This window comes from Bittarella massiliensis (ex Durand et al. 2017) (genome assembly GCF_009876955.1).
GTDB classification, from domain to species: Bacteria; Bacillota; Clostridia; order Oscillospirales; family Ruminococcaceae; genus Bittarella; species Bittarella massiliensis.
In genome coordinates this window covers 349376-375003 of the sequence record NZ_WWVY01000002.1, presented here as the reverse complement: position 1 = coordinate 375003, position 25628 = coordinate 349376, and the positions used below count along the sequence as shown (strand labels likewise).

The 25628-nt window shown below is 60.0% G+C and carries 29 protein-coding genes; 3 read left to right on the top strand and 26 right to left on the bottom strand.

Annotated features, from left to right (window positions below):
• Positions 1-6: 6 nt before the first annotated feature.
• The 11 genes from GT748_RS02835 to GT748_RS16080 all read right to left on the bottom strand — a co-directional run bounded on the left by GT748_RS02835 (position 7) and on the right by GT748_RS16080 (position 8119).
• Entirely contained in the window at positions 7-429 is a 423-nt protein-coding gene (locus GT748_RS02835; RefSeq protein ID WP_021659466.1) for a very short patch repair endonuclease, read from the bottom strand.
• Complete coding sequence (locus GT748_RS02830; protein ID WP_021659467.1) at positions 429-1304, bottom strand: NgoMIV family type II restriction endonuclease; 876 nt, start codon at positions 1302-1304, stop codon at positions 429-431. The genes GT748_RS02835 and GT748_RS02830 overlap by 1 nt, the downstream gene beginning before the upstream one ends.
• Positions 1252-2301 (bottom strand): DNA cytosine methyltransferase, encoded by a 1050-nt coding sequence (locus GT748_RS02825; protein WP_243147928.1) that lies wholly within the window; start codon positions 2299-2301, stop codon positions 1252-1254. Before GT748_RS02825 ends, GT748_RS02830 begins: the two co-directional genes overlap by 53 nt.
• A complete protein-coding gene (locus tag GT748_RS02820) occupies positions 2285-2500 on the bottom strand; it encodes a helix-turn-helix domain-containing protein (protein WP_021659469.1) in 216 nt (71 codons plus the stop codon). The genes GT748_RS02825 and GT748_RS02820 overlap by 17 nt, the downstream gene beginning before the upstream one ends.
• A gap of 143 nt (positions 2501-2643) precedes the next feature.
• Positions 2644-2943: a hypothetical protein gene (locus tag GT748_RS02815; RefSeq protein WP_021659470.1), complete on the bottom strand. Its 300-nt coding sequence runs from the start codon at positions 2941-2943 to the stop codon at positions 2644-2646.
• Positions 2944-3088: 145 nt separating this feature from the next.
• A complete protein-coding gene (locus tag GT748_RS02810) occupies positions 3089-4423 on the bottom strand; it encodes a plasmid recombination protein (RefSeq protein ID WP_044992575.1) in 1335 nt (444 codons plus the stop codon).
• Between the two features lie 469 nt (positions 4424-4892).
• Positions 4893-5126, bottom strand: a complete 234-nt coding sequence (locus GT748_RS02805) for a hypothetical protein (protein WP_021659472.1) — start codon at positions 5124-5126, stop codon at positions 4893-4895.
• Positions 5123-6397 carry an AAA family ATPase gene (locus GT748_RS02800; protein ID WP_081692988.1) on the bottom strand — a complete coding sequence of 425 codons (1275 nt, stop codon included), beginning with the start codon at positions 6395-6397 and terminating at the stop codon, positions 5123-5125. Before GT748_RS02800 ends, GT748_RS02805 begins: the two co-directional genes overlap by 4 nt.
• Positions 6387-6722: a plasmid mobilization protein gene (locus tag GT748_RS02795; RefSeq protein WP_021659474.1), complete on the bottom strand. Its 336-nt coding sequence runs from the start codon at positions 6720-6722 to the stop codon at positions 6387-6389. Before GT748_RS02795 ends, GT748_RS02800 begins: the two co-directional genes overlap by 11 nt.
• Positions 6723-6725: 3 nt before the next feature.
• Positions 6726-7799 (bottom strand): site-specific integrase, encoded by a 1074-nt coding sequence (locus GT748_RS02790; RefSeq protein ID WP_021659475.1) that lies wholly within the window; start codon positions 7797-7799, stop codon positions 6726-6728.
• On the bottom strand, positions 7799-8119 hold the full coding sequence (locus GT748_RS16080; RefSeq protein ID WP_438819066.1) for a hypothetical protein: 321 nt from the start codon (positions 8117-8119) through the stop codon (positions 7799-7801). The genes GT748_RS02790 and GT748_RS16080 overlap by 1 nt, the downstream gene beginning before the upstream one ends.
• A 300-nt stretch (positions 8120-8419) precedes the next feature.
• Between GT748_RS16080 and GT748_RS02780 the strand changes: the two genes are divergently transcribed.
• A complete protein-coding gene (locus GT748_RS02780) occupies positions 8420-8956 on the top strand; it encodes a helix-turn-helix domain-containing protein (protein ID WP_021659477.1) in 537 nt (178 codons plus the stop codon).
• Between the two features lie 140 nt (positions 8957-9096).
• On the opposite strand, the gene guaA is transcribed toward GT748_RS02780, so the two are convergent.
• Positions 9097-10632, bottom strand: coding sequence for a glutamine-hydrolyzing GMP synthase (guaA, locus tag GT748_RS02775; RefSeq protein WP_044992577.1), 1536 nt, complete (start codon positions 10630-10632; stop codon positions 9097-9099).
• 161 nt (positions 10633-10793) lie between these two features.
• Positions 10794-11933: a tRNA(Met) cytidine acetate ligase gene (locus GT748_RS02770; protein ID WP_073261003.1), complete on the bottom strand. Its 1140-nt coding sequence runs from the start codon at positions 11931-11933 to the stop codon at positions 10794-10796.
• A 125-nt stretch (positions 11934-12058) separates the two neighbouring features.
• Between GT748_RS02770 and GT748_RS02765 the strand changes: the two genes are divergently transcribed.
• Complete coding sequence (locus GT748_RS02765) at positions 12059-13252, top strand: acetate/propionate family kinase (RefSeq protein ID WP_021660483.1); 1194 nt, start codon at positions 12059-12061, stop codon at positions 13250-13252.
• Between the two features lie 124 nt (positions 13253-13376).
• Here GT748_RS02765 and GT748_RS02760 read toward each other — a convergent pair whose 3' ends face one another.
• From GT748_RS02760 to mutM, 7 genes are all read right to left on the bottom strand, one after another.
• Positions 13377-14564, bottom strand: a complete 1188-nt coding sequence (locus GT748_RS02760) for a M20 metallopeptidase family protein (RefSeq protein WP_243147929.1) — start codon at positions 14562-14564, stop codon at positions 13377-13379.
• A gap of 184 nt (positions 14565-14748) precedes the next feature.
• Positions 14749-14964, bottom strand: a complete 216-nt coding sequence (locus GT748_RS02755) for a DUF378 domain-containing protein (RefSeq protein ID WP_021660486.1) — start codon at positions 14962-14964, stop codon at positions 14749-14751.
• A gap of 148 nt (positions 14965-15112) precedes the next feature.
• Positions 15113-15715, bottom strand: coding sequence for a helix-turn-helix transcriptional regulator (locus GT748_RS02750; protein WP_161213270.1), 603 nt, complete (start codon positions 15713-15715; stop codon positions 15113-15115).
• Positions 15716-15907: 192 nt separating this feature from the next.
• The gene (locus tag GT748_RS02745; protein WP_143161567.1) at positions 15908-16765 is read right to left on the bottom strand and encodes a hypothetical protein; all 858 of its coding nucleotides are present in this window, start codon (positions 16763-16765) and stop codon (positions 15908-15910) included.
• Positions 16766-16888: 123 nt separating this feature from the next.
• On the bottom strand, positions 16889-17236 hold the full coding sequence (locus GT748_RS02740) for a PadR family transcriptional regulator (protein ID WP_021660489.1): 348 nt from the start codon (positions 17234-17236) through the stop codon (positions 16889-16891).
• Between the two features lie 768 nt (positions 17237-18004).
• On the bottom strand, positions 18005-18733 hold the full coding sequence (locus GT748_RS02735; RefSeq protein WP_052537694.1) for a class I SAM-dependent methyltransferase: 729 nt from the start codon (positions 18731-18733) through the stop codon (positions 18005-18007).
• A 5-nt stretch (positions 18734-18738) separates the two neighbouring features.
• A complete protein-coding gene (gene mutM, locus GT748_RS02730; protein ID WP_021660492.1) occupies positions 18739-19581 on the bottom strand; it encodes a bifunctional DNA-formamidopyrimidine glycosylase/DNA-(apurinic or apyrimidinic site) lyase in 843 nt (280 codons plus the stop codon).
• A gap of 189 nt (positions 19582-19770) precedes the next feature.
• Between mutM and GT748_RS02725 the strand changes: the two genes are divergently transcribed.
• Positions 19771-20298 (top strand): AAA family ATPase, encoded by a 528-nt coding sequence (locus GT748_RS02725; RefSeq protein WP_044993032.1) that lies wholly within the window; start codon positions 19771-19773, stop codon positions 20296-20298.
• A gap of 69 nt (positions 20299-20367) precedes the next feature.
• On the opposite strand, the gene GT748_RS02720 is transcribed toward GT748_RS02725, so the two are convergent.
• From GT748_RS02720 to GT748_RS02695, 6 genes are all read right to left on the bottom strand, one after another.
• Complete coding sequence (locus GT748_RS02720; protein WP_021660494.1) at positions 20368-21009, bottom strand: V-type ATP synthase subunit D; 642 nt, start codon at positions 21007-21009, stop codon at positions 20368-20370.
• Positions 21009-22409, bottom strand: a complete 1401-nt coding sequence (locus tag GT748_RS02715) for a V-type ATP synthase subunit B (RefSeq protein ID WP_021660495.1) — start codon at positions 22407-22409, stop codon at positions 21009-21011. Before GT748_RS02715 ends, GT748_RS02720 begins: the two co-directional genes overlap by 1 nt.
• Positions 22410-22425: 16 nt before the next feature.
• Positions 22426-24174 (bottom strand): V-type ATP synthase subunit A, encoded by a 1749-nt coding sequence (locus tag GT748_RS02710; RefSeq protein WP_073261001.1) that lies wholly within the window; start codon positions 24172-24174, stop codon positions 22426-22428.
• 65 nt (positions 24175-24239) lie between these two features.
• Positions 24240-24842 (bottom strand): V-type ATP synthase subunit E, encoded by a 603-nt coding sequence (locus GT748_RS02705; protein ID WP_021660498.1) that lies wholly within the window; start codon positions 24840-24842, stop codon positions 24240-24242.
• Positions 24843-24852: 10 nt separating this feature from the next.
• A complete protein-coding gene (locus GT748_RS02700; protein ID WP_021660499.1) occupies positions 24853-25161 on the bottom strand; it encodes a V-type ATP synthase subunit F in 309 nt (102 codons plus the stop codon).
• Positions 25162-25180: 19 nt separating this feature from the next.
• On the bottom strand, positions 25181-25597 hold the full coding sequence (locus GT748_RS02695) for an ATP synthase subunit C (protein ID WP_021660500.1): 417 nt from the start codon (positions 25595-25597) through the stop codon (positions 25181-25183).
• Between the last annotated feature and the right edge of the window lie 31 nt (positions 25598-25628).

Genomic DNA, 25628 nt, shown 5'->3' with positions numbered 1-25628 from the left:
AGTATATTACCAGTCATTTTTTAGGAGGTCATCAAGCTTTGATAGCAGATTTTCAAAGTCCTGCTTAATTTCGCATTCCCAAAGCACAACAACCTTCCACCCAAGAGCCTCCAATTCTTGAATATGCTCCTGATCTCGTTGCTTTGTCCTCTCTATCTTAGGTCCCCAATATGTTTTGTTTGACTGACTCGTATGGGCGTACCGGCTTCCACAGTCATGCCCGTGCCAGTAGCATCCGTGAATGAAAATGGCTATTCTCTTCTTGGTAAAGACAATATCAGGCTTGCCCGGCAGCGCCTTATAATTGACCTGGTACCGGTATCCCATTGCAAAGAGGCGGCGGCGTACCATCATCTCAATGCTGGTATCCTTGCTCTTTATGTGGGACATGATTTTACTTCTCCGGTCAGAAGAAATCGTATCAGCCATTATACAGCCAAATCCAACGGGAGATCGGAAATATCTTTCAGCCGTTTCCCTTGGACCAGTGTTTCCAAAGTTTCAACAGCATCCTCGGACCCTACTTCTTTTACAGCACGAATCAGTTCATAAAGAGCAAAGTGATAAACACAGTCAATATCACCTGTTCCTAAAGCGAGAGAAGCAAGCCGGTTAGGCATCGGCTCCGCTGTCACTACAACGATATGGGGCAGATGTCCCTTCCTGTTACGAATTAAATTCAGAGCCTCGGTCCGGCTATTTTGCGCCCGATCACTCCGCATGGTGTACTTGGCAGATACGCTGGCGTGGAGCAAAGGCTTTCCGCCGTTCGCCTTACGAATATCCGCCATTTTGCTAACATCGCCATCAACGATGCACTGGGCAGCGTTAATTTCGCTATCCTCATACAGGTCACGGTAAATGACCACATCCGGCGCGACTAAGTAATCGTTCCCCAATGCAGCGGCCAGCTGAGCGTTCTGAGTGGTAAGCTCATTCAAGTATGCCAGATGCTCATACTGGGCAAAATCGCTGGTTTTTAGCTTGTTATTATTGCCGAGCTGCAGTATCGTCCAGCGCCCAGGACGAAGGTTTTGGAGATTGGGAAAAGTTTCCCGCAAGAAATCCATAGTCAAAGTCTCAAATTGCTTGCCAAGCGTCTGACCGGAAATCTTATCAACCGTTGAAACCGCATGATGCTGCTCATCTACCAGAATATCAACAATCCTGCGGGCTATTGCCTTGGAGCCGCGGCTACTGGTATCGGCGTTGGACGCCACACCGGCCGAAGTCAAAGTCAACGTATTCGTTTCAAATAACTGCTTGTGAAAGTGGAACCTCGCGTTTGCAATCAGCGCATCCATACTCAAGACACTCCTTAATTTTTTCTCCTACTGCCTGGGCAACCGGGGGCGGAAAAGCGTTACCAATCATGCGGCAAGCCACAGTCTTTCGTTTGCCAAACGTCCATGTATCTGGAAATCCCTGAATTCTGGCCATCATCCGGCTCGTCAACCGAGGCATTCCCTCGAATCCAGCAGCCGGTGCTTCGTTGGCAATCCCCCGTCCATCAACTCCAAGTTCAGCCCATGCGTTTCTGGCTCGTGTGGGGCCGAGATCGGGCCCGCCATGCTTTTTTGATCCGCCAACTAAGGTGGGAGCAATCCGGTCAGCATGAGCCGCCCATTCCTTGGCTTTTTCCCATCCGTTCTCAGCCATCAAGTCATATAGCACTTTTCCAACTGGGGGCGCACTGTCTGGCTTTTCTTCGGGATAAGCAAACGCACCAAGCTGGTCTTTCCGTATTCCAACAATTACAACCCTTGGCCGCAGCTGCGGAACTCCAAAATTGGATGCATTAAGCAATTTAATGTGAGTGACATAACCGAGTTTCTGGATTTCGGAGAAAATATGCTCCCTGTATTCATCAAATCCAGGGTCCAAGAACCCACGCACATTTTCCAACATGACTGCTCTTGGTTTAATTTCCTCAATAAGCCGGATCGCTTCCGGAAACAAGTCGCGTTCATCATCTTTCCCGAGTTGTTTGCCCGCAACAGAAAAGGGCGGGCAAGGAACGCCACCAGCAAGCAAGTCTACACCTCTATATGGACGCCCATCAAAATCGTGGACATCGGCACAAATGACATTCCATTCCGGGCGGTTTTCTTTCAAAACTTTGCAATAGTCAGCTTCATATTCCACAAGGGCGACGTGGACAAAGCCCGCCATAGCCAGGCCCAGAGCCTGTCCACCTGCTCCGGCACAAATTTCAACGCAAGTCAATGGTTGCTGCATAAATTGATCTCTCCTGGCAGTTCCGTAAAACGGGGAAACTTTGGTATTATTCGTGTTCATCATTGTCAGTAAACTCCATGATTTCGCCTATATCACAAGATAAGGTGTGACAGATTTTATGCAGGCTTTCCATTGAAACAAACTCATTTCGTCCCATTTTTGCCAAAACATTAAAGCTGATACCAGCCGCATCTTTTAGATCGGTCCGATTCATTTTCTTATCTATCAGCATTTTCCATAACTTATCATAGCTAACCGGCATAACGAAATCTCCATTCGTTGTCGAATTCTTTTTTATTATAGCACGACAGGCACGAATATTCAAGATAATCTCACAAAAACATGAGCATCAAAAACAGAAAAAACCGCCCGCAGGGAAACATTCTCCCCACGGGCGGCGTGTCATCACTTCTTGCCTTGCTGCAAATTCTGGATATTCTTCTTTGCCAGCTCGCTGGCTGCCCTCCGGCGCTCCGCGCTGTATGGGGCGTTCAGCTTGAAACTGAACCGCCCTTTCCTGATCTCGAATGTGAGGCAACCGTTCTCATCGTCATCCACCAACCGGCACTCGACCGGATACTTTGCCGCATACTCGCTTAACCTCTTTTTGAGGGAAGTGTTGTAGGTACACACCTCAATGATGGGGCTTGCCTCGTCAAAAAAGACACTGGTTGTCTTTTGCTTCTTGGAAAGACCTGTTCTCATAAAACCTCCGTATTTTCACAAATTTTCTCCAGCTCTACACTGGCAAAAGTAAGCGGATTTTCGGATAGAAAGCACCCAAACGATACATGATTCAGTTCAGGTAACTCTATCCGCAAAAATCAACGTTTCTCAGCTCTACACGGGATTACCGTACATCCCGGTCATGCCGCCGTTTTTGACTGCTTTTCTGCTCTTTCTCTGCCTGTTCCTGCCGCTTGACAGCGGCAACCGTTTCAGCTACCCGCTCCGGCCCATAGGCCCGGCACAGCCGGTCATAGTCTCTGGCGGTTTCCTGCAATTCCGCATTTTCGTCCCTGACCTCGGCCAACTGCTTTTTCAAATACGGAACCTCCGTATCATATTTGCGCTGCAACAGCTCGAATTTCTGGCAGACATCCAGATAAGCCCGGTAAACGGAGCGTACCACCTTGACGATCTTCTCCAGCAGCGGCTTGGACTTTTTCTCCCGGTAGGATTTGGCGGACTCCATTCGATCGGGGAGTGGCAGCAGGTCCTCCGGGTCGGAAGAATACTCAGCTGCCAGCTTCTCCATGCTCTTGAGTTTGGGAGCCAGCAGCCGGAGTTCCGTCTGCGCTTCTTTGGCAGATTTTTCCGCCTCAGCCTTATCCGTCCGAAGCTGGCCGATCTCCGCCTGAACCTCCGATTTTTCTGTTTGCAGCTCCGCCAGCCGCGCTTGTTCTCTTTCCACCTTAAACTGCGTCACCGTCAGATGTTCCTCGGAACTGCCGCGCTCACCGCGCTCTATATCCGCGTATCCAGCCTCGCGCATATATTGAAAGAAATCGTCCTGCAACACGCTGTACGATTTTTTGAGAACAGGCTTACCCTTCGCCGTTTTCAGCGGTTCGCCGGTGGTCTCATCCAGAACCGGCTTGGATGCCCACTTCTTGCTCATGCTGACCTGCATGACCGTTTCTTTTACCTTGCCCACCAGCGACTTGTCCTTGCAGCGTTTGGACCAACGGATTTGCTTCTCCACCACCGGCACATAGACCACATGAAGGTGGTAGTGGTACACATCCTGCCCCAATGCCTCGGACATAGCCCGGTTGCGCTCGTCGGCGTGCATGACCGCCGACAGAATGTACTGTTCGCCGCCCACGATTTTGATTGCAGCCTGGTAGGCGTCGTGGTAAAATTGTTTTGCGAAGTCATATCCGCCATGGTTGAAAAAGTAGGCGGAGTTCACATCGAAGATCAGCTCCCCATAGCGGAAAGCGTCCTCCTTGATGCCGCGTGTGGAGATCATCCCGTCTGCCTCCATCTGTTCAAACTGTTCCAGGTAGCCGCCGTCCGGTTTTTTGAAATGGACGTTTAAGTGGGCACGTTCCGGGACTATATCCTGGTTGACATACGATCCTTTTTCGCGCTCGTTGTGCTGCTGCGCGTTTTTCAGTTTGGGTGTGGTCAGTCTCATATTTCTTGCGCTGGTACGATGGATACCGTCGCCTCTTGCCATAGAACTCCTTTCTCGCCCCACGAGGGGCGGTTGAGATGCGGGTAGCTTTTGGGGGATGCACTTCTGCGGAAGTGTAATAACCCACTATGATACTTTCATCCTGCGGCTGCAAAGTATCGTGGGCTCTCCGAGGGGGAGTGCGGCTCCTGCGGGAGCCTCGCCGCCTTTTTCGGCTTGCAGGTGATACCCACAGCCTCAAAATGCGGTGTGACCGGCGGATTTTTCGCAACCGTGTTTGCTCCAAATCAACCGCCCACAGGCCGGGAAAATCTACTGGATTTTCCCGGCCTTAGCCATCTCCAACTCTGCGGATTTTTCGATGGGGACGGGGATGCAGAAGACACGCTGCTGACCAATTACCTTGTCCGCCAGCCACAGGAGCGTGTCACGCTCCTGTCCATGCCGGCAGGGAGAAGATTGACTTTGGTGCTAATTTCATCTGCGAGATTAGTACGAAAGTAAATCCCTGTTACCAGCGAAAATCTGGGAACACACCTCGCCGGTCCAGGTACGCCTGCCTGGCCTGTTCTCGTTCTTCCGGGCTGGGCGCAGTTTTATATTTGGCATACAGCTCGTGCCGCACCAAAGCGTCCAGCTTTTGCTCCAATCCCTGCCGGATTTCATCCTCGTATTCGTCATCATAGCCGAGGTGATACTCCACCAGCGCCACGAACAAGTCATAGGGAATCTGCACATTCTTCATTCGCTTCCGTTCCTCTCCGCGACGGCTGCGACGATAGCGACGGTTGTTTGGGCGGCAGCATTTTCACCGTTGCAACCGTCGCTACCGTCGCGCCCATCATCAACCACTTCAAAGGCCGGAGCCTCCACCAGCATGTAGGTGAGCTTTACCTGCCGTCCGGCGTGGCGCGCCCTATTCTCGTAGCCCACATGATATTCTTCCAGCAGCCTGCCGGATTTGACATTCAGGTACTTGGTCAGCGCATTTGCCGCCATGCCCACCTGTACCTCTGCGGCCAGCTCCGAGGGAGAGCCCGTCCACTCCGGTTGACCGGCATTGACCAGCCGGGCCACCGCTTCCAGCACAGGGTCCGTCGGTTCTTTGTGCGGCTCCGTTTCCATGCGCTCCAAATTCCAGATTTGCGTTTCCGGGTCTTTTTTCAGATAGAGAATCTGATCCTGCTGGTCGCGCCCCACTACATCAATGGTGGCCTCCAACGCAGTTCGCTTTTTCTTCTGCATCAGCAGCGACCCGTCCGCGCAGCCCAGCAGGCCCGTGGTGCCGGAGATCATCTCAAAGGCGTCACCGGCGGGTTGCTTCCGAGTGTGGTGGACGGTCAGCACGCAGATACAGTGCTTATCTGCAAACTGCTTGAGCTTGCCCACGATCTCGTAGTCGCTGGCGTAGCTGTACGCTTCGCCGCCCACTTCCCGGATTTTCTGCATGGTGTCAATGATAATGAGTTTGGTATCCGGGTGTTCCCGCATGAAATTCTCCAACTGCTCATCCAATCCGTTCCCGATTTTTCCGGCGGCGGTGGCAAAGTGCAGGTTCGGAGTATCGTTCACACCATACATCATAAACATCCGGTTCTGGATGCGCTGGAAGTCATCCTCCAACGCAAGGTAGAGGACGGTTCCCTGATGGACTTTGCACCCCCACAAGTCCTGCCCGGTGCTGACGTGGTAGGCAATCTGCGCAACCAGGAACGACTTGCCGATCTTGGGCGCGCCAGCGAGAAGGTACGCCCCTGAATGGAGCAAGTTTTCAATAATGGGCGGGCGACTTTTGTAGGCGGTCTGAAACAGTTCCGTCATGGTGAGCGTGTGCAGGTAGCGCGGGTCAGCCATACGCTGCATCTTACGGTACATTTCCTCCAAATTTTCCATTTCCCCATTGCCTTTTGCCTCCGAAGCGGGTATACTATTGCCAGAATCTTTTTGAATGGACTGCCTTTCATCTGCGCCAACAGATGTGCTTCGGGCAGTCTTTTCTTTTGCGTCAATTTCCATAGGCAGTTTCCTCCTGCATTCCGTTCATAATAATTGCGATCATCTGGATGGTGTCCACCAGATCGTCGTTCACGCCCTGCCCAGCCTCAATGCGCCGCAGCTCGTCCAGCACGGCGGCCAACTGCTCCCGCAGGGCCTTGTAGACCCTGGGATTGCCCTGGACCACCACTTCCTTTTCCAGTAGCCGCCGGGTGATGTAGTCCTGCTTCGTCAGGCCGGACAGCTTGACAAAGATTTCAAGCTGCTCGTCCTCCTCCGGCGAAACGCGGAAAGCTACCGTTTTATTCCGCCAGCGGTTGTGTTCGTCCCTGTTTTTATGTGACATAATTCAACTGCCCCTTTCCATGTTCAATTTGTCCGCCATTTCCGCCTGCTTGGACGGAAAAAGGTGCGCATAGTTGTAAGTGATGTCGATGCTCTCATGGCCCACCCGGTCTGCGATGGCCGTGGCGGAGAAGCCCATATCAATCAAAAGCGATACCGCGCTATGCCGGATGTCGTGGATTCGGATGCGCTTGACCCCAGCCTCTTTCGCACCCCGCTCCATCTCCCGATGGAGATAGCTCTTAGTGACAGTGAACATCCGATCATGCGGCCCAATGCCGTAGAGCATTTTGAGATAGTCCTGGATTTCATTTGCCAGAAACTGCGGCATGGTGATGACGCGGTTGCTTTTCTCCGTTTTGGGTGTGGTAATCAGATCCTGCCCGTTCAGCCGCTGATAGGATTTATTGATGGACACGGTGCCTTTCTCAAAATCGAAATCAGCGGGAGTGAGGGCCAGCAACTCCCCCTCCCGGATGCCGCACCAGTAGAGCATCTCGAACGCATAGAACGATAGAGGCTTGTCCATCATAGCCTCTGCAAATTTCAGATACTCCTCCTTGGTCCAGAACAACATCTCCCGGTTTTTCTTTTTGCCCATGCTCCCGGCCTTTTTACAGGGATTCTCCCGCAAATTGTAATACCGCACCGCGTGATTGAAAATGGCGCTGAGCTGGTTGTGGACGGTCTTGAGATAGACCGGCGAATAGGGCTTGCCCTGCTCGTCCTTGTGGTTCATCATTTCATTCTGCCAGGTGATGATCTGCTGAGCCGTGATTTTACACATTTTCAGTTTACCGAAATAGGGTAGCAGCTTGGTGCGGATGATATGCTCCTTGGTGGCCCAAGTGTTTTCTTTGAGCCGGGTTTTCATGTCTGCCGTATAGAGGTCCACAAAGCTCTTGAAGGTCATGTCCAAATCAGCGGTGGCTTTATTGAGCTGTTCCCGCTCCCATGCCTGAGCCTCCCGCTTGGTCTTGAAGCCCCGCTTTTGAGTCTGCTTGCGCTCGCCGTTCCAGTCGGTATAGCGGTAGACCGCCCGCCAGGTGTTGGTCTTTTCTTCCTTATAGACCGCCATCAGATACCCCTCCCTTCCTTTTCGCCGTAGCACAGCTTCTCATAGAAGAACTTTCGGTTGACTCTGCCGGATATGGTCAAGTAACCGAGGCTTTTCAGTTCCGCATTGAGTTTCTGTACGATCTTGTAAGCATAGGACTTGGAAACGCCCAATTCCTGCGCCACTTCATCGACTCGCATAAACGACTGTTTTTCTGCCATACACAAAAATACCTTCCTTTCCTTGTCGTAGTGGTTTCTATTTGCCGCTTTCTCTCTCAGACTCTGGCAGGCAACCCTTCCCGGCGCTGTGCCGTTTGTTCTTCTCCTTGGCACGCTCATATCGTCGCCTGCTTCCCCGGAGAAAGTATCTGTCGGACGGTCATTCAGTTTTGTTTCGTCTGAAATTCCCCCCTTCACTTTACAACGGACATTTTTTCGCCGTTTTGAGGGCGTCCAATTTGTAAAATTTCTGTTGCTTAAACTTATTTGCTTATATCATCTTCATTATACTAAGCATATCAGTTAAAGTCAAGCGATTTGCAAAAAAATATTAAATAAATTTGTTTAGAATCATCTTGACTATCCTAAACATTTCTGCTATGCTGAATTTATCAAGAATCCAGATGGGAGTTGGCCGTTATGGCGATTGGAGAGCGCATTCACTTTTTCCGCACCCTGCGGGGCATGACGCAGAAATATCTCGGTATGGCGCTGGGCTTCCCGGAGAAGTCCGCCGATGTCCGTCTCGCCCAGTATGAGAATGGGTCACGGACGCCCAAGGCAGACCTAACTGCTGCACTGGCACAGATATTGGAGGTCTCACCCCAAGCCTTGGCTGTGCCGGACATAGACTCCTATGTGGGGCTTATGCACACTCTCTTTACCTTGGAGGACCGCTACGGCCTGAAAATCTGCGAGTGCGACGGAGAAATACATCTCCGGGTAGATGTATTTCAGGGCAAGGACGCAGCAAGGCTCCATGAGATGCTCTGCGCCTGGGGAGAACAGGCAGCCAAGCTGAAGTCGGGAGAGATCAGTAAAGAGGATTACGATCGCTGGCGTTACCGCTACCCGGAGTTTGATACCACAGGCCACTGGCACAAGGTCATTCCCTCCCAGGGTCTTAGCGATCTGCTGGTGGATGAATTGAAGAAGCAGCCTGGCAAAGAGAAGTAAAACAAAAAGAGCTACCTGACTTTCACAAATCAGGTAGCTCTTTCTCTTTGGAATAATGAAAACTGTTGCCAAATCGTTGCCACGGAGGGCATCAAGCCTTAGAAAGCCTAGTAATCACGGGCTTTTCCGGGCCTCTGAAATCATTCCCACTCAATGGTGGCCGGGGGCTTGGTGGTCACGTCGTAGACGATGCGGCCGATGCCCGGCAGTTCGCCGATGATGCGGGTGGATATCTTCTCCAGCACGTCATAGGGGATGCGGGCAAAGTCGGCGGTCATGAAGTCGTCGGTGGTGACCGCCCGCAGTGCCAGGGTGTAGCCGTAGGTGCGGAAATCACCCACGACCCCCACCGTCCGCTGCTCGGTCAGCACGGCGAAGCACTGGCTCAAACTGCCGGACTCGCCGGCCTTGTCCAGCTCCTCGCGGAAGATGAAGTCGGCCTTTTGCAGCAAGTCAACCTTTTCGGGGGTCACCTCACCCATGACGCGGATGCCCAGGCCAGGGCCGGGGAAGGGCTGGCGCCAGACCATCTCCTTAGGCAGACCCAGCAGGATGCCCAGGCGGCGGACCTCGTCTTTAAAGAGCATGTTCAGCGGCTCGACGATGTCCTCGAAGTCCACGTGCTCGGGCAGGCCGCCCACGTTGTGGTGGCTCTTGATGACGGCGCTCTCGCCGCCCAGGCCGGACTCCACCACGTCGGGGTAGATGGTGCCCTGGGCCAGGAAGTCCACCTTGCCGATCGCCTTGGCCTCTTCCTCGAAGACGCGGATGAACTCCTCGCCGATGGCCTTGCGCTTGGCCTCGGGCTCGGTCACCCCGGCCAGTTTGCCGAAAAAGCGCGCCTGGGCGTTGACCCGCTTGAAGTTGACGTCCATCTTGCCGAAGGTCTCCTCGATGGCGTCGCCCTCTTTGTAGCGCATCAGGCCGTGGTCCACAAAGATGCAGGTGAGCTGCTTGCCGATGGCGCGGGAGAGCAGGGCCGCACAGACTGAGGAGTCCACCCCGCCAGAGAGGGCCAGCAGCACCTTTTTGCCGCCGATGCGCTCTTTCAGCCGGGCGATCTCGCTGTCCAGATAATTCTCCATGTTCCAGTCGCCCACACAGCCGCAGATGTCAAAGAGGAAGTTGTGCAGCATCTCGCTTCCCTGCTGGGTGTGGTTGACCTCCAGGTGAAACTGCACCGCGTAGAGCTTTTTCTCGGGGCACTCCATGGCGGCCACCGGGCAGTTGTCGGTGACGGCGGTGACGGAGAAGCCGGCGGGCGGCTGGGAGATGTAGTCCACATGGCTCATCCAGACCACGCTCTCCTGCTGGATGCCCGCAAAAAAAGGGGTCTCTCCCACCACCTTGCAGACGGTCTTGCCGAACTCGCCCACCGGGGCCGCCTCGACCTTGCCGCCGAACATGTGGGCCATCATCTGGGCGCCGTAGCAGATGCCGAGGATCGGCACCCCCAGCTGGTAGAGGGCCGGGTCGCACTGGGGCGAGTCGGGCAGGTAGGCGCTGTTGGGCCCGCCGGTAAAGATGATGCCGGACGGGTTCCCGGCCCGGATCTGCTCCACCGGCGCGGTATGGGGCAGCACTTCGCAGTAGACCCCCAGGTCCCGCACCCGGCGGGCAATCAGCTGGTTGTACTGGCCGCCAAAGTCAATGACATAGATGAGCTGATGTTTCAAATTGATACCCCCGCTGTCTGTTTTGATGTCAAGGCGTACAAAAGGCGGCCCAACCGGCGCCACCGGCGCGTCGGACCGTCCGCCTGCCTGGCGCGCTGCCGGACAGGCTGTCTCTCACTCCATCTATTGTGCCATGGGGCTGTCGAAAAAGCAATCGCTTCTCATATCTTTGTAAACTTTTGCCGATAGCTTTCCCCCTGCGGCAACGGTTTCTCAAAGCAGTTTGCATAGACGGTGTCGGCGCGGGCCTCCACCCGGCCGAAGGAGGTGCCCTCCGCCCGGGCCAGGCTGTGGCAGACCGGCAGCCGCTGGGGCCCCCGCAGCAGGGCGAGGCCGGTCTCGGTGGCCCCCAGGATGCGCAGGCAGTCGGGCGGGGTGAGGACCTCTTCCCGGCGGATGTCCAGCAGCAGGCACCAGACGGCCCGGCGCACCCGGGCGCGGGTGTGCTGGCGGCTGGCGCAGCGGGCGGCCAGCTCCTCCAAATCGGCGGCGCCGTCGGCACAGGCCTGCAGCCGGCGGGCCAGCCCCTCGTCGCAGAAGGGGAGGGCTGCCAGCCGCTCGAGGGGGGCCAACTGCACCGCCAGCACCGCCGCCCGCCCCAACCAGCGGCTATCTGCCAGGGGGTGCGGCCCCGGCAGCCCCTTCGGCAGATAGGGGGCCGCCTCCTCGCCCTTTCCGGCGCGCAGCAGGGCGCGCAGGGCGCTGGCGCTGGCGGTCTGTCCCCCCAGGCGGCCGTCGTGGTGGCCCGCGCCGATGCGCCGGATGGGGAGGATATCCATCCCCGCCCCGGCGCGGCGGATGGCCAGCAGGTATTCCAGCGCCAGGGTGTCGTTGGGGGAGGAGAGGAGCGCCGCCTCTCCCCCCAGGCGGCGGCAGGCTTCGGCCCGGGCGGCGGGGTACCCCAGGTTCCCCCGCTGCAGCGCTTTGGCCAATTGGACAAAGGCCTTGCTCTCCACCAGGTCGGCAGTCGCCTCCAGCCCGGCCCGGTCGCCGCTCTCGCTGCCGAAAAAGAGGGTGTCCACCCCCAGCGCGGCCAGCAGGGAGACCCCGCCCTGGGCGTAAAATTGGGCCGAGGAGAGGCAGTGGGCGGTGGGGATCTGCACCACCAGATCGGCCCCATTTTCCAGCAGGGCCCTCGCCCGCACCCACCAGGGGAGGAGGGCCGGCTCCCCCCGCTGGACAAAGTTGCCGCTCATGGCGCAGACCACCGCCTCCGCCCCGCGGGCCCTGGCCTGCGACAGCAGCCAGATGTGCCCGGTGTGGAGGGGGTTGCACTCGCAGACGACCCCGAAAATCCGCACAAATACGCCCTCCTTCCGGCTTTTCCCCTTGCACTTTTTCCCATTTTATACTACTATATAGTACGCAAGTGTGTTCGTCAACAAACGAGGACAGGCGAAAAATCAATTGAGGGGGAACTTTTTTCATGAAAATATTGGTCATCAACGCCGGCAGTTCGTCGCTGAAGTACCAGCTCATCGACATGCAGGACGAGAGCGTTCTGGCAAAGGGCAACTGCGAGCGCATCGGCGTAGACGGTCTCATCACCCACAGCGCTGGGGATAAAAAAATCGAGAAGAACATGCCCTTCCCGACCCACAAAGAGGCCTTCATGGCCGTGGTCGAGATGCTGACTTCCGGCGAGGGCAAGGTCATCGACAACGTGCAGGAGATCTCCGCCGTCGGCCACCGGGTGCTGCACGGCAGCGAGAAGTACAAGGTCTCCACCGTGGTGACCGACCAAGTCATCGACGACATCCTCTCCTTCAAAGAGCTGGGCCCCCTGCACAACCCCCCTCAGGCCATCGCCATGCGTGCCTGCCAGGAGGTCTTTGGCAAGGAGATGCCGATGGTGGCGGTGTTTGACACCTCTTTCCACCAGAGCATGCCCCGCAAGGCCTACATGTTCGGCATCCCCTACGAGTACTACGAGAAGTATTCCATCCGCCGCTACGGCTTCCACGGCACCAGCCACCGCTATGTGACCGCCCGCTACGGCAAGATCAAGGGCGGCCTCGAGGGCACCAAGATCATCACCTGCCACCTGGGCAACGGCAGCTCCATCGCCGCGGTCAAAGACGGCAAGGTGGTGGACACCACCATGGGTTTCACCCCGCTGGACGGCTTTATCATGGGCACCCGCTCGGGCGGCATCGACCCCTCGGTGGTCACCTACCTGATGAACAAAGAGGGCTTCACCCCCGACGAGATGAGCGACCTGCTCAACAAAAAGTCGGGCTTCCTGGGCCTCTCCGGCGTCTCTAGCGACTGCCGTGACCTGCGCCAGGCCGCCAACAGCGGCAACGACCGGGCCAAGATGACGTTGGAGATCGTGGTCTACCAGATCAAAAAGTTCATCGGCAGCTACATCGCCGCCATGAACGGGGTGGACGCGGTCATCTTCACCGGCGGCATCGGCGAGAACGACGACGTCTTCCGCGCCGAGGTCTGCCGCGAGATGGAGGCCCTGGGCCTCTCCTTCGACGAGGAGAAGAACAAGGCCGCCTCCCGCCAGGACGCCAAGTTCAGCGCCGAGGGCTCCAAGGTGGAGGCCTGGGTCATCCCCACCAACGAAGAGTTGATGATTGCCCGGGATACCCTGGAACTGATCGAGAAATAGAGCCGTTTGACGGTAAGGGTCCGCGCCTTCTGTGGCGCGGGCCCTTTTTGGTCGGCAAAAACCGGGGTCCTCCCTCTCTGCCAGAGAGGGAGGACCCCGGTTTCAGTGGGGACAGAAGCGGCCTTTACTTGTGGGCCTTCAGCCAATCCAGTGCGCACTGGGCGTAGAGGGCGGCCCCGGTGGGGAGGACCGACTCCTCCGGCACCATGCCGGGGTTGTGCATCGAGCACTGGTGCCCCTCGCCGATGCTGCCGGCCCCCAGGTTGAGATAGCAGGAGGGGACGTACTGGGCCACGTATGTAAAGTCCTCGGTCCCGCTGGAGGGGGGGACCGCCTGCACGTCCTTCTCGGGGACGACCTTGGCGCAGTAGGCGGCCAGTTCGTCGCAGGTGTCGGCGTCGTTGACCAGGGGGGGCATGCCGTAGACAAACTCCACCTCGGCCTCGGCCCGGTAGACCTGGGCGGTGCCCTCGGCCACCTCTTTGATCCGCTTTTTCAAAAACTCGCGGCGCTCGTGGGTGGTGGCGCGGATGGACGCCTCCATTACGCAGTGGCCGGAGACGGTGTTGCAGGTGTCGCCGCCCTCGATCTTGCCGACGATCATCACCGAGCCCTCGGTGGTGGACACCTCGCGGGCGATGACCTCTTCCAAAGCCACCACGATGTGGGCCGCCACGCTGATGGCGTCCACCCCCAGCTGGGGGGTGGAGCCGTGGGTGCCAAAGCCCTTGACGGTGATGCGCACCATGTCGCCGGAATTGGCGGCGGTCCCCCGCACGTACTGAACGGCCCCGGTGTAGGAGTCGGGCAGCCCCACCGAGAGGTGGATGGCCATGGCCGCGTCGACCTTGGGCCCTTCCAGCACCCCGGCCTCCACCATGGCCTTAGCCCCGGCCAGCTGCTCCTCACCGGGCTGGAACATCAGCTTGACGGTGCCGTCCAGCTCCGCCTCCCGCTCCTTGAGCAGCTTGGCCGCGCCCAGCAGCATGGCGGTGTGACAGTCGTGCCCGCAGGAGTGGCAGTTGCTGTTGTCTGCGGCAAAGGGGAGGCCGGTCACTTCCCGCATGGGAAGGGCGTCCATGTCGGCGCGCAGCAGAAAGGTCTTGCCGGTGCCGGCCGGTTTGCCCACCAGGGCGACGATGCCGGGGCCGCAGGGCTGGGGGTCAAGGCCGAAAGAGCGCAGCTTTTCGGCGACCAGAGCCGTGGTCTGGGGCAGGTCCAGCCCCACCTCTGCGTAGCTGTGCACCGCTCTGCGGTTCCAGCGGATCTCCTCCTCCAGTTGCTTGGCGCGGTTCAAAAACAGATTCTCCAATGCGAACACCTCTTTCTCACTTTCGCGATTTTTCAGCCGCCGGGCCATCTGCACAGGGTGCAAGGATCTGGCCCGACAGCCGCTCTGCGGCTATCATACCACAAAAAGAGGCTGCAAAAAAGGGGCGCGGCCACTGCATTTGTGCAGTTGCCAAGCCCCTTTTTTGTGGATTTTGCGCCCGTGTCTACTCGGTGACATCCAGCGCACGGCTGTCTTTGAACAGCAGGGCGATACACCAGATCCCGGCGATCCCCACCACAGTGTAGATGATCCGGCTCACCAGAGAGGCCATTCCGCCGAACAGGTAGGCCACCAGGTCGAAGGAAAAGATGCCCACCAGCCCCCAGTTGAGGGCCCCGATGATGACCAGTACCAGGGCAATTTTGGATACGACTCCCATACAAATGGTACCTCCATCCGCAGAAATATTGAAAATGACAGCGCCTTGCAAACGCTTCACCTCTAGTATGGGTGGGAGGGGAGGATTTATGCACCGGCAAACGAATTTGAAAAAACGGCCTTTTTTATTTTTTGTTCTTTTTTTCTGCTCATCCCCAAAAGAGGATGTACAGGCCGTATAGCTCGACGGCACAGCCCAGCACCCGCCCCAGGATAGAGGCGCGGCGCAGGCCCAACTTGGCATAGGTCTGCGGGGTGCAGAAGGGGAAGAGGACGAGGGTCGCCCCCAGCAGGGTCATGCCGCCCCCAACGGTGTAGTTGACGGGAAAGCGCGACTGAAAAAGGGAGCCGCCCACCATCAGGAGACAGGAGAGGACGATGCCCGCCCAAAACCATTTCAGGTGCTTTTGAATGCCCGCCATCTCCCGGCCGTAGACAGCCCGGCAGTCCTCGCTGCAAAAGGCGCTCTCCCGCCCGGGGTCGCCGTAGAAGATGGCGCGCCGGCCGCACCGATCGCAGATGCGCTTGGCCCCCTCCTCCACCTGCAGGGAGGAGGCGTACCGGCCGGTGAGCTGTTCCACCGACCGGTGAAACAGCTCTGCCAGGGCGACGAGATTGGCGGTGCTGGGCCGGCTGGCGCCCCGCTCCCAGCGGGAGATGGCCTGCCGGCTCACCTCCAGGGCCTCCGCCACCTGTTCTTGCGAGAGGCCGGCCTGCAGCCGGGCCTCGCGGATGTTTTCTGAAAGGGACATCTCTTCTCACCTCGCTCCAAGGATACCACACCCCGGGGCAAAGGGCCAGCAACCGGGGGGCAAGTATCGGTTGCGGCGGGCTGTTTCTTGAAAGGCCCCCCGCAAAGGCGATGGCAGCGGAAAAAGGCAGAGAGAGGGGGCGGGGCAGGCGCGAACCTGCTTCGCCCCCTCTCTCGGGGAGGTGGGGAGTGGCTACCGGCAGCCGTAGCGGGCGGTGCGGTAGAGGGTCTCGGCGGTGTCGAGGACCAGGGAGAAGAGGATACAGGCCAGGACGATGTCGTTGAGGTGGAGAAAGAGGGGAAGGAAGCCGGCGGGGGTGTTTTGCTCCACCAGGGCAATCAGCTCGCCGCTGAAAAAGGGCTGGATGCGAAGCGAAAAGTAGGCGATCCCGCCGGTGAAGAGGTGAAGGGTGGTGGAGACCGCCGCATAGCGGACGGAATAGCGCCCTTCGACAAGGGCGAAGAGGTGGACGACGCCCGCCAGCAGGAAGAGGAGGATCGCCCCGGCGACGAATCGGCCCTCTGCCTGGGGGGACAGCAGCTGTATCGGCCCCTGTCCGGCAAACGCGGCCGCGGAGAGGGCAGAAAAGTTGAGCATGACGGTCACCATGACGGCGGCCCCCACCACCCCGACGATGGATTCCCCCCGGCTGATGCGGGCCTTCTCGGTGGGGATGGGGGGGAGGGCGGAGATCCAGTCCGCGGGCTGTTCCCGCCTACCCGGCACCCCCAGGCGATCGAGAAGGGCGACCACCAGGGTGACGACGGCGAAGAGGGGGAAGGCCCAGGTGAAGAAGGAGCGCAGCAGGAAGAGGGGCGAGGGGGCGACCGAAATGCCGCTGCCCTTTAGCAGGCTGATCAGCGTGCCGATCCCCCAGACGGCAAAGTGGATGGCGGCGCACCCGCCCAGGGAGACGGCCAGGGCGGCCTTGTAGGGGCCGTACCAGAGGGGGCTGATGAGGCCGCGCCCCTCGCGGGCGCCGTAGCGGCGGGCGAGGGCCTCCGGGGGGCCGAACCCCTCTAAAACGGCGCGGATGTCACTCTCCTCCACCGCTCGGCCCTGGCAGCGGGCGTCCAGCATGTCGGCAATGTCGGCCCGCAGCTCCCGCTCGATGTCGGCGCGGCTTTTTTTGGCAGATCCTTGGTTGCGGCGTAGAGGTAGCGCTCGACGGTTTCAAAGGTCATTTTTTGCCTCCTTTTCGATCTCTTCCACGCTGTGGGAGAGCTGTTTCCACTGTTCTTGCAGCTGCCGGTAGACGACAGCCCCCTCTGGGGTGAGGGAGTAGTACTTGCGGGGTTTGGCCCCGTCGGTCTCCCACACGCTGTGCAGGAGCCCCTGTCCCTCCAACCGGCGCAGCAGCGGGTAGAGGGTGCCTGCCTCCACCGGGATGCCCTTTTGCGCCAGGGTGCTGACCAGGTGGTAGCCGTACATGGGGCGGCGCAGCAGCCCCAGAGTGCAAAGAACAAGGGTCCCCCGCCGCAGCTCCTGCTCCAAGCTGCCCAACAGATCGTCTTTGCCCATTGAAATCCCCCCTTTGATGCCTGGCAGACAGGCGGTGATAAGCAATGCACTGTATTTGCAATTTCATTATAGTGTGTATCACACACTATTGCAAGCAAAAAATAAAAAAAGAGCGATTTTATTTGACTATCCATCCTCCTGCGGGGTATACGGATCAAAATAAAGCCGGCCGGGAGTGAGCGGTCACCTGCTTGGTCGCACCCCGCGCGGGCGTGAGACCTGGATGCTGAGGTAGGGCAAGCCAGACCTCTCTTATTTCAATCCACTCACCCTACGTGGGGCGAAATGGGACTTTTCCAGAGCCTCATTCTCAGCGTGTACAGTGGTCGTCCCCCACACAGGTGTGTGGAGTGAAATCTCTGGCAGTGAGGTAGAGGCCGGCGGGACACCGGCTCCGCACCCCACGCAGGATATGCGGATTGAAATAAAGCCGGCTTCGGGGGACGGGTGCGCCTCCTCCCATCATCCCCCGTGCGGAGGCATGAACTGAAATGCTTTTCTCGGCAAGGAGCCGAATGGTAACCGGCGGTCGCACCCCACGCGGGTATTTAGAAGGAGGGGGTGCGGCTGTCCCAATCCCTGCGCCGTTGGGAAGAAAGCGACTCTGGTCGGGGGGGCCAAAGGGGGCGACAGAAAGAGGGGGAACGGGCGGATGCCCGTTCCCCCTTGTGCAGAGAGGTCGGATGGGTGAACTTCGCGTTTGGCAGGAGGTGCGGCGGGGCGCCCCTTTGTCGGGGACACAGCCTCGCCGGGGAAAGGCGCGCCGGTCTATTCTCTCTCCGCCCGCAGGAGGGCGGTGCCCTCGTTTTGGTAGAGCAGCTCGACGCGGGCGAAGCCCGCCTCGGTCAGCAGTTCGGTCTGGTGCGCGAGGGTGAGGGGGATGTCGATGTGGACAAACGCCCCTTCGGGCAGGTCGCTTGCCTGCCGGCGGCGGTGGTATTCGGCCAGGCAGAGGTCCTCCTCTTCCTGGCAGCAGGCCAGGTAGTCGCACTCCAGATAGCAGCCGCCGCTGTGGACGGCCCGGTAGAGTTTGCGGTAGATCTCCCTCTTTTTTTGGTAGGGGAAGTGGTGGAGGGTCTCAAAAGAAAGGGCGGCGTCGTACTGCCGCCCTTCAAAGGGATAGCTGAAGTAGTCGGCACAGATGGTCTCCACCCGGGAAGAGGGGTAGTTCTGCCGCAGCTTTTCGAGCATGGGTGCGGAGAGGTCGATGCCGGTGACCCGCAGGTCGGAGAAGCGGCGCAGGAGGGAGGCCAGCTCCAACCCGGTGCCACAGCCGATGTCCAGCAGGGTGGAGAGGCCGTCGGGCAGGTAGTCGGCCAGCGCCTCGTACTCGGCCGCCCAGTGGGCCAGGTGAACGCCCTCGTACTGGTCCAGCCGGTGGGCGAAGAAGGAGGACATCTCCTCGACAGGGGTATCCCGCTCCCCCTCCAGCCAGCTGCGCAGTTCGACGAGATAGGCGGCCTGTTCTTCGGGGGTGCGGGTTTTGCTGACGAGCACTGAAATCACCTTTCTTTTGTCAGCGGGAGCTGGCAGCAGGGGCAGTAGACGCTGCTGCGCCCGCCAATGACGGTTCGGCAGAGGGGTGCGCCGCAGGCAGGGCAGGGCTCCCCCCCGTGGCCGTAGACCTGAAAGAAGGAGCTGCCCCGGTAGTTGCGCCCCCCGCTGGCCAGGTACTCCTCGGGCGAGGTCTCCTTGCCCTGGATGGCGGCCCGGAGGATGGCGGGGATCTGCCGGGCCAGGCGGGCGACCTCCTCCTGGGTGAGGGTGTTTGCCGGGCGGGTGGGGCAGATGCGGGCGGCAAAAAGGGATTCGTCGGCGTAGATGTTGCCGATGCCGGCGACGATGGACTGGTCGAGAAGGCACTCCTTGACCGCCCTTTTGCGCCGCGCCAGCTGTCCGGCCAGGTAGGCGGCATCAAAGGCGGGGTCAAAGGGCTCCGGCCCCAGGCGGTCGATGCCGGTAAAGCAGTCTTCCTCCCCCGCCCGCAGGAGCCAGAAGCGGCCGAACCGGCGCAGGTCGATGTAGCGCAGCTCGCTGCCGTCGTCCAGGGTGAAGACCAGGTGGGTGTGCTTTTCCTGGGGGTGGCCGCCGGGGGTGGGCAGGAGGTTGCCGGTCATCCGCAGGTGGAGGACGAAGCGGTCGCCGCTCTCCAGGTGCAGGGTGAGGAATTTGCCCCGCCGGTCGACGGTGGAGAAGGTCTGCCCCTGCACCAGGCGGCAAAACTCCTCCGCCCCCGGGCGGGCGATGACTTTGGGGTTGTGGGCGGTGACCCGCTGGATGCGGCGGCCCCGGATCTGGGGTTCGACGACCCGCTTGACGGCTTCGACTTCTGGCAGTTCTGGCATGGCGCTCTCCTCTTTTCTGGTGGCCGCAGTGGGCCGGTTTGACCTGTTCAGTGTAGCATCTTTGTCCCCATTTGTCGATTGGGGGTGGGGGAAGGGGTTGCGGCGACCGGCCCCGGGGCGGTATACTGGTGGCCAGGGAGGGGCGCGTCCAAGCGGGCCGCCCCACATGTCAAAGGGGAGGAACAGGCGATGGCGGGGAGGATCTATCTCATCACCGGAGTGATGGCGGCGGGCAAGTCCACCGTGGCCCAGCTGCTGGCCGAGCGGATGGCGCGGGGCGTGCACCTGCGGGGGGATGTTTTTCGGCGGATGATCGTCGCCGGCAGGGAGGAGATGAGCGAGACCCCCACCCAGGGGGCCCTCGACCAGTTGGCCCTGCGCTACCGCCTGGCCGCCCAGGCGGCCAAGACATACTGTGAGGCCGGCTTCACGGTGGTTTTGCAGGACAACTACTACGGCCGGGCGCTGCCCGAGATGATCGAGCTGCTGCGGGGATACTCCATCTTCCCGGTGGTGCTCTGCCCGCGGGCAGAGGTGGTGCGGCGGCGGGAGGCCGGGCGGGGCAAGACCGGCTACACCGGCTTTGCGGTGGAGCGGCTCTGCGCCGACTTCCTGCGCGAGACCCCTCGTCTCGGCCTCTGGCTCGACAGCTCGGAGCAGATTCCGGAGGAGACGGTGGAGTCCATTTTGCAGCACAGCGGGGGAGCGGGGCTCTGAGAAAATAGGGCGCAAAAAAACAGGCGGGCAAGCTGCTCGCCTGTTTTTTATCTGGGGCCGTGGGGGCGGTCAAGCGGGTCGGTCATCGGCCGCCTGGGCGGCTTTTTCCTTCTGCGCCTTGATCACCTTCAGGCGGGAGAACTCCTCCCGGTCCTTCTCCTCCAGGGCCTCGGTGATGGCCTTTTCGGTGGCCTTCAGGTCGGGGATGATGATGTGCTCCAGGGCGTTGGCCCGCTTCTGGGTCTTGCGGATGGCCCCGGCCAGCCGGTAGACGCTGTTCTCCACCTCGGCCAGGCGGACCGACAGCTCCTTGACCTTTTGAAACTTGCGGTAGGCGTCGTCGAATTTGGAGTTGGACAGCTCGAAGCCGTAGACCGGCCGGGGGTCGGCGTCCTCATAGGTGAGGTGGGGGATCTCCACCCCCATCACACTGCGGGAGGTCATCTGCAAGCTGTCGTCCACCGGGACGCTGCCCACCAGGTGGTCGATCTTGCCCAGGGACATGTTGGCCTGCTGCAGGGCAAAGTAGGCCTGGCGGAAGGTGGCGCTCACCTCGTCCTTGATGGCCTTGGCCTCGTCCACCCGCTGCATCAGCTCGCGGATGAGGACGTTGCGCTTGCGGTCCAGCAGGTCAAAGCCCAGGCTGGACAGGTCCAGGGATTTGCGGGTGGCCATCAGGTTGGCCTTGGTGGCGAATACCTGCCCGGCCATCAGCCGTTCTCCTTGTTGAAGGCCTCAAAGACCTCGGGGCGGTAGTACTGGTCCACCAGCTTGTTGTCGATGCGGTCCAGGGCCTGCCGGGGCAGGATGCTCAGCAGTTCCCAGGCCAGGTCCAGGGTCTCGTCGATGGTGCGGCCGCCGTCCTCCCCCTGGTTGAGGAAGCGCTTTTCAAACTCCCGCCCAAAGACCAGGACCTTCTTGTCGGTGTCCGAGAGCTCCTCTTCGCCGATGACCGAGGCCAGGCTGCGGGCGTCCTGCACCTGGGCGTAGCAGGCAAACAGCTGGTTGGAGACGGCGGAGTGGTCCTCTCTGGTGTACTCGGCGCCGATGCCGTCCTTCATCAGACGGGAGAGGGAGGGCAGCACCGAGACCGGCGGGAAGATGCCCTGGTTGTCCAGCCCCCGGTCCAGAACGATCTGCCCCTCGGTGATGTAGCCGGTCAGGTCGGGCACCGGGTGGGTGATGTCGTCGTTGGGCATGGTGAGGATGGGGATCTGGGTGACCGAGGCGTTTTTCCCCTTGATGATGCCGGCGCGCTCGTAGAGGCTGGCCAGGTCGGAGTAGAGGTAGCCGGGGAAGCCCTTTCGGGCCGGGATCTCGCCCTTGGAGGAGGAGAACTCCCGCACCGCCTCGCAGTAGGAGGTCATGTCGGTCATGATGACCAGCACGTGCTTGCCCAGCTCGTAGGCCAAAAACTCGGCCGCGGTCAGGGCGCAGCGGGGGGTCATGATCCGCTCGACGATGGGGTCGGAGGCCAGGTTGAGGTACATGACCACGTTGCTCATGACGCCGGCCTCTTCAAAGCTGCGCTTGAAGTAGTCGGCCACGTCGTTTTGCACCCCCATGGCGGCAAAGACGATGCAGAAGTCCTCCCCGTCGCCGATTTTGGCCTGCTTGACGATCTGCACCGCCAGCTTGTTGTGGCTCATTCCCGAACCGGAGAAGATGGGCAGCTTCTGCCCACGGATCAGGGTGGCCAGGCAGTCGATGGAGGAGATGCCGGTCTGGATGTAGTTTCGGGGGTAGACCCGGGAGACCGGGTTGATGGGCTTGCCGTTGACGTCGGCAAACTCGGTGGCGTGGATCTCGCCCAAGTTGTCGATGGGACGGCCCGCGCCGGAGAAGATCCGCCCCAGGATCTGGGGGGAGAGGGGGATCTGCATGGTGTGCCCGGTGAGGCGGGTCTTGGTGTTTTTCAGCGAGAGGCCCTCGGTCCCCTCGAACACCTGGATGACCGCCCGCTCGCCCTCAATCTCGACGATGCGGCCGGTGCGGGTCTCGCCGCTGTCCAGCCGGATCTCGACGATCTCGTCAAAGCTGACGCCCTGCACCTTGTCCAGCACCACCAGGGGGCCGTTGATCTCTTTTAGTCCTACATACTGTAAACTCAAACTCGCCGCCCCCTCTCTAATTCATGGCCGCCAGGGTGGAGTCGATCTCCTGGCGGAGGCTGTCAAATTTGTCCAGCCGGTCGTTCTCAATGTCGTATTTCATCTTGTTGATCTTGTCAAACAGCCCGCTGCCGGCGATGGTGGTGACCGGGATCTGGCGCTCGTTCACCACGATCAGGGCCTTTTTGTAGAGGTACCAGATGGTGCGCATCATCTCCAGCTGCTTCTCCAGGGGGACATAGGTGTCCTCTTTGTGGAAGGCGTTTTGCTGCAAGAAGCCGGTGCGGACCAATTTGGCCACCTCGATGATGAGCTTCTGGTCGTCGGGCAGCACGTCGGCGCCGATGAGCTTGACGATCTCCAGTAGCTGGCTCTCCTCCTGCAGGATCTGGGCCATCCGGCTGCGGTAGCGCAGGAAGCGCTCGCCCAGGTGGGCGTTGTACCAGCCGGCCAGGTCGTCCAGGTACTCGCTGTAACTGGTGGTCCAGTTGATGGCCGGGTAGTGCCGGGCGTAGGCCAGGGATTTGTCCAGCGCCCAGAAGCAGCGGACGAACCGCTTGGTGTTCTGGGTCACCGGCTCGGAGAGGTCGCCGCCCTGGGGGGAGACGGCCCCGATGATGGAGATGGAGCCCTCGCTGTCGTTTAGGTTGACCATGTATCCGGCGCGCTCGTAGAAGGTGGCGATGCGGGAGGGCAGGTAGGCGGGGAAGCCCTCCTCGGCGGGCATCTCCTCCAAGCGGCCGGAAATCTCGCGCAGGGCCTCGGCCCAGCGGGAGGTGGAGTCGGCCATGATGGCCACGTGGTAGCCCATGTCCCGGTAGTACTCGGCCAGGGTGATGCCGGTGTAGATGGACGCTTCGCGGGCGGCCACCGGCATGTTGGAGGTGTTGGCGATGAGGACGGTGCGGTCGGTCAGGGGCCGGCCGGTCTTGGGGTCGATGAGGGAGCCGAACTCCTCCAGCACCTGGGTCATCTCGTTGCCGCGCTCGCCGCAGCCGATGTAGATGATGATGTCCGCGTCGCACCACTTGGCGATCTGGTGCTGGGTCATGGTCTTGCCGGTGCCAAAGCCCCCGGGCACGGCGGCGGTGCCGCCCTTGGCGATGGGGAACATGGTGTCGATGACCCGCTGGCCGGTGATGAGCGGCTGGGAGATGGGGAGGCGGGTCTTGGTGGGGCGGGGGGTGCGGATGGGCCACTTCTGGCACATCTTCACCTCGTGGGTGGCGCCCCGCTCGTCCTTGACGGTGATGAGCACGTCCTCCACCCGGTGGGGACCGCTCTCGGCGGCGGTGAGGACGGTGCCGCTCAGGTGGGGCGGCACCATCACCCGGTGCTCGATGCGGGAGGTCTCAGGGCAGGTGGCGATGATCTGGCCGGGCGAGACCAGCTCCCCCGGTTTGGCGAGGACGGTGACGTCCCACTCCCGCTCGGGGTCGAGGGAGGGGATCTCCACGCCAGAGCCGATGAAGGCGCCCTCCTGCTCTTCGATCTTTCCCAGGGGGCGCTGCACCCCGTCGTAGATGTTGGAGATGATGCCCGGCCCCAGGGTGACGCTGATGGGGCTGCCGGTGCCCAGCACCGGCTCCCCGGGCCGCAGGCCGGAGGTCTCTTCGTAGACCTGGATGGTGGTGGCCGCATCGTTGACGATGATGACCTCGCCCATGAGGCGCTTCTGGCCGACATAGACCATCTCGCCCATGGAGAAGTCCTTGGTGTCGCGCACCTTCACCACCGGGCCGTTGATGGAATAAATGGTGTTCAAAAATATCGTACCCCCTTAGAAGTTGGTTGGGCAGGCAGAGGAGGGCCCATTGCCCCGCAAAGGGCCTAAATGGCCTTTAAGACCAGGCCCGAGTTGGCGTAGAACCACGCCCGCTGCTCCTCCAGGGCGTTGTCCAGGGTCTCGTCGCAGGCGTAGCCCTCGTCCAGGTTCTCGGCGACAAAGCCGCCCACGGCGATGGCGTCGTCGTATTCCACCCGGCAGGGGACGGAGAACGCCTCGCCGCAGAGCCCTTCCAGCGCCTTGTCGGCGGGGGAGAGGCGAACGGTGACAGAGGCAAAGGAGTGATCGGAGGCCACGGCCGTCAGCCGGGCCTTTAAGTAAGCGGCGTATTCGGGGGACTGGTGAAAGGCCACCAGCCGGGCCCGGGCGGCCTCAAAAATCTCTTTGGCATAGCCCTCGCTGCGCTGCAGCAGCTCGGTGCGGTATTGCAGGGTGGCCTTGGAGATGGCGGTGGTCTCCCGGGTGTGGATGTCCTTTTTGGCCTTTTCCACATGGCGGGCGGCGTCCTCGTTGGCCTTGGCCTCCGCGTTGGAGAGGGCGGAGATCCGCTTTTGCGAGGCGGACTTCAAAATGGCGCTTGCCTGCTCCTCCACCGTCTGTTCGATCTCCTTGCGGATGAGTTCCAGTTTTTCTTCGTTTGAAAGCATCTAAGCCACCTCAAATCTTCACGCCGATGGCGTCTTTGATGTACCGGGCCAGGTTCTCCTCCAGGTGGGAGGAGCCGTGCCGGTCGGGGATCTCCACGATCAGGGTCGTCTTGCTCTGCTGTTTGTACTGGTAGACCAGGTCCTGACAGAGGGAGACCAGCTTCTGGGTCATCAGCACCACGGCGATGTCGGGATCCTCCATGGCGGTTTTGAGGGCGGCCACCGTCTCGTCGTACTGGTGGACGACGGTCCCCTCCATCCCGGCCAGACGCATGCCCATATAGGTGTCGCTGTTGTCGCTGATCACAAAAAATTTCATTGCAGATGCCTTCTTTGGCTTAGACTTTGTTGAGGATCATGATGGAGATGAGCAGGCCGTAGATGGCGACGCCCTCGCCCATGGCCACGAAGATCAGGGATTTGCCGAAGGTCTTGTCGTTCTCGCTGACAGCGCCGATGGCGGCGGGGGCGGCGGCGGCGACGGCGATGCCGCAGCCGATGCAGGCCAGGCCGGTCACCAGGGCGGCGGCCAGGTAGGCCATGCCGGCGGCGGAGGAGGAAGCGGCGGCAGCGGGGGCCTCAGCGGCGTAGCTGACCACCGGCAGAAGGACCGAGCCCAGGCAGGTGGCGCCGAAGGCGATGAGCTGTTTCTTCATCATCGAGGGGGCTTTCTTCCCGGCTTTGCGGGCTTTGAACAGGTAGAAAAACAGGGCGGCGATGGCGGCGGTGGCCGCGGTCAGAAGCAGGATATCCATAGTGATAAAACCTCCAATTAGAAATTGTCAA

Bases quoted from the DNA above. Each gene is read 5' to 3' on its own strand.
- GT748_RS02755 (WP_021660486.1), bottom strand. From the start codon at position 14,964: ATGGGAGTCGTATCCAAAATTGCCCTGGTACTGGTCATCATCGGGGCC.
- GT748_RS02805 (WP_021659472.1), bottom strand. From the start codon at position 5,126: ATGAAGAATGTGCAGATTCCCTATGACTTGTTCGTGGCGCTGGTGGAG.
- GT748_RS02820 (WP_021659469.1), bottom strand. From the start codon at position 2,500: ATGCCGGTTAGCTATGATAAGTTATGGAAAATGCTGATAGATAAGAAA.
- GT748_RS02700 (WP_021660499.1), bottom strand. From the start codon at position 25,161: ATGAAATTTTTTGTGATCAGCGACAACAGCGACACCTATATGGGCATG.
- GT748_RS02825 (WP_243147928.1), bottom strand. From the start codon at position 2,301: ATGATGAACACGAATAATACCAAAGTTTCCCCGTTTTACGGAACTGCC.
- GT748_RS02765 (WP_021660483.1), top strand. From the start codon at position 12,059: ATGAAAATATTGGTCATCAACGCCGGCAGTTCGTCGCTGAAGTACCAG.
- GT748_RS02705 (WP_021660498.1), bottom strand. From the start codon at position 24,842: ATGCTTTCAAACGAAGAAAAACTGGAACTCATCCGCAAGGAGATCGAA.
- GT748_RS02790 (WP_021659475.1), bottom strand. From the start codon at position 7,799: ATGGCGGTCTATAAGGAAGAAAAGACCAACACCTGGCGGGCGGTCTAC.
- GT748_RS02780 (WP_021659477.1), top strand. From the start codon at position 8,420: ATGGCGATTGGAGAGCGCATTCACTTTTTCCGCACCCTGCGGGGCATG.
- GT748_RS02815 (WP_021659470.1), bottom strand. From the start codon at position 2,943: ATGAGAACAGGTCTTTCCAAGAAGCAAAAGACAACCAGTGTCTTTTTT.
- GT748_RS02830 (WP_021659467.1), bottom strand. From the start codon at position 1,304: ATGGATGCGCTGATTGCAAACGCGAGGTTCCACTTTCACAAGCAGTTA.
- GT748_RS02795 (WP_021659474.1), bottom strand. From the start codon at position 6,722: ATGTCACATAAAAACAGGGACGAACACAACCGCTGGCGGAATAAAACG.
- GT748_RS02800 (WP_081692988.1), bottom strand. From the start codon at position 6,397: ATGGAAATTGACGCAAAAGAAAAGACTGCCCGAAGCACATCTGTTGGC.
- GT748_RS16080 (WP_438819066.1), bottom strand. From the start codon at position 8,119: ATGAGCGTGCCAAGGAGAAGAACAAACGGCACAGCGCCGGGAAGGGTT.
- mutM (WP_021660492.1), bottom strand. From the start codon at position 19,581: ATGCCAGAACTGCCAGAAGTCGAAGCCGTCAAGCGGGTCGTCGAACCC.
- GT748_RS02695 (WP_021660500.1), bottom strand. From the start codon at position 25,597: ATGGATATCCTGCTTCTGACCGCGGCCACCGCCGCCATCGCCGCCCTG.
- GT748_RS02740 (WP_021660489.1), bottom strand. From the start codon at position 17,236: ATGGGCAAAGACGATCTGTTGGGCAGCTTGGAGCAGGAGCTGCGGCGG.
- GT748_RS02835 (WP_021659466.1), bottom strand. From the start codon at position 429: ATGGCTGATACGATTTCTTCTGACCGGAGAAGTAAAATCATGTCCCAC.
- GT748_RS02720 (WP_021660494.1), bottom strand. From the start codon at position 21,009: ATGGCCGGGCAGGTATTCGCCACCAAGGCCAACCTGATGGCCACCCGC.
- GT748_RS02750 (WP_161213270.1), bottom strand. From the start codon at position 15,715: ATGTCCCTTTCAGAAAACATCCGCGAGGCCCGGCTGCAGGCCGGCCTC.
- GT748_RS02725 (WP_044993032.1), top strand. From the start codon at position 19,771: ATGGCGGGGAGGATCTATCTCATCACCGGAGTGATGGCGGCGGGCAAG.
- GT748_RS02810 (WP_044992575.1), bottom strand. From the start codon at position 4,423: ATGGCAAGAGGCGACGGTATCCATCGTACCAGCGCAAGAAATATGAGA.